At 36.5% G+C, this 1,446-nt stretch carries 4 protein-coding genes; 2 read left to right on the forward strand and 2 right to left on the reverse strand.

Features of this window, described 5'->3' with window-relative positions; all coding sequences use genetic code 11:
- Window positions 1-21 precede the first annotated feature (21 nt).
- Entirely contained in the window at window positions 22-387 is a 366-nt protein-coding gene (locus UXI14_RS17970; protein ID WP_335967345.1) for a DUF2200 domain-containing protein, read from the reverse strand.
- A gap of 8 nt (window positions 388-395) precedes the next feature.
- The gene (locus tag UXI14_RS17975) at window positions 396-788 is read right to left on the reverse strand and encodes a DUF1801 domain-containing protein (protein WP_335967346.1); all 393 of its coding nucleotides are present in this window, start codon (window positions 786-788) and stop codon (window positions 396-398) included.
- 53 nt (window positions 789-841) lie between these two features.
- On the opposite strand from UXI14_RS17975, the gene UXI14_RS17980 reads away from it, so the two are divergent.
- The gene (locus UXI14_RS17980) at window positions 842-1,267 is read left to right on the forward strand and encodes a PhzF family phenazine biosynthesis protein (RefSeq protein WP_335967347.1); all 426 of its coding nucleotides are present in this window, start codon (window positions 842-844) and stop codon (window positions 1,265-1,267) included.
- On the forward strand, window positions 1,264-1,401 hold the full coding sequence (locus tag UXI14_RS17985; protein ID WP_335967348.1) for a hypothetical protein: 138 nt from the start codon (window positions 1,264-1,266) through the stop codon (window positions 1,399-1,401). Before UXI14_RS17980 ends, UXI14_RS17985 begins: the two co-directional genes overlap by 4 nt.
- Window positions 1,402-1,446 lie beyond the last annotated feature (45 nt).

The following is a 1,446-nucleotide window of genomic DNA, read 5'->3' on the forward strand; positions in this document are numbered from 1 at the left end:
ACTTTTTTTATAAGAAAGTGCTTATGTACTCCTTAAAATTTTTTCCATTTTTTTGCCTTTTGCCAGTTCGTCCACCAATTTGTCCAGGTACCGTACCTGTTGTGTTAACGGGGTTTCAATGGCTTCCACGCGGTAGCCGCATATCACCCCGGTTATAAGCTTGGCATTGGGGTTTAGACTGGCCTCTTTAAAAAATGTTTTAAAGGTAGCTTTTGCTTCAATAAGTTCCTGTAGTCTCTTTTCGTTAAAGCCGGTAAGCCACTCAATAACCTCGTGCAGCTCGGCTTTTGTCCTGCCTTTTTTTTCAACCTTTGTAATATAGTGGGGGTATACTGATGCAAAGGTCATGTTTGCCATACGTTTGTCGTGTTCTTCTGTGGTTTTCATCTATTGTTTTACTTTAACCTTTCCAATTTTCCTTTTCTTTTTACAATATTTTTATAGTCCCATTGAATGGTTCCTGATTTTTTTAACCACCTTTTTAAATCTTCCCTGTCTATTTGCCCTTCGGAAGTATAAAAAATAGAAGCATCTTTAAATTTAGCACCTTTTACATTTAGTTTTTCCTCGTCAAAATCGGCACCGCTCCAAAACATAAGTCGGCACCCGGCTTTTTGTATGTTATAGCCAACAATGGGGTTTCCGTTTAAGAACCAAACCGGGTGCCCGTGCCAGATTTTACTTTCTGTTCCCGTTAATTCCCCGTTGATAACCGATGCAAGCACGTTGCAAATCTCTTTATTGGCAGGAGTTTGTTTGGCATTATAAGCATTAATGGCAGTATCCATGATCAATATTTTTGGTATACCATATAAATCTAGGTAAAATTTCCAAAATAATCATGAAAGAAAAGCCGGTATCTATTTCAATAAGTAATGATGTAATAAGTATGGCACAACAACCTGCAAATATCAAAACTATTGTTTCAAGTAGTGAAATTGCCGAGGCTCTTTCTGTTCCTGAAGACAAACTTCAAGTAAAAAACTTAAAACCAACTGTCGTTAAAACGGAGGTCGTCCATTTAATTGTACCATTAGAAGGTGTGGAAACTTTAAATATGTCAAAACCTGATAAAGTTCTTTTAAAAAACCTTGCTAACACATATGGTTTCCAAGGTGTTTACTGTTTTTCTTTTATTAAAAATGGCATGGATATTATTGCCAAAACACGATTTTTCAACCCCGGAATAGGAATTGATGAAGATCCTGCAACCGGAAGTGCGGCAGGCCCCTTAATTGGGTTGCTTCATAAAAAGGATATCTTATGAAAAACAAGGAATACAAACTTTTACAAGGAGAAAAAATGGGGCGCCCCTCCTACATATATGGTAAGGTTACAGATGACGGGATACTAATTGGAGGAACTACTGTAATTACGATGGAAGGAACACTTCAATTATAAAAATACTATGAACAACAAAAATATTACATGCTTTTAATAGATAAT

The sequence above is a fragment of the Galbibacter sp. PAP.153 genome, assembly GCF_037029175.1.
Taxonomy (GTDB): Bacteria; Bacteroidota; Bacteroidia; order Flavobacteriales; family Flavobacteriaceae; genus Galbibacter; species Galbibacter pacificus.

Excerpts from the sequence above, each read along its gene's own strand:
- UXI14_RS17985 (WP_335967348.1), top strand. The coding sequence starts at position 1,264 with ATGAAAAACAAGGAATACAAACTTTTACAAGGAGAAAAAATGGGGCGC.
- UXI14_RS17970 (WP_335967345.1), bottom strand. The coding sequence starts at position 387 with ATGAAAACCACAGAAGAACACGACAAACGTATGGCAAACATGACCTTT.
- UXI14_RS17975 (WP_335967346.1), bottom strand. The coding sequence starts at position 788 with ATGGATACTGCCATTAATGCTTATAATGCCAAACAAACTCCTGCCAAT.
- UXI14_RS17980 (WP_335967347.1), top strand. The coding sequence starts at position 842 with ATGAAAGAAAAGCCGGTATCTATTTCAATAAGTAATGATGTAATAAGT.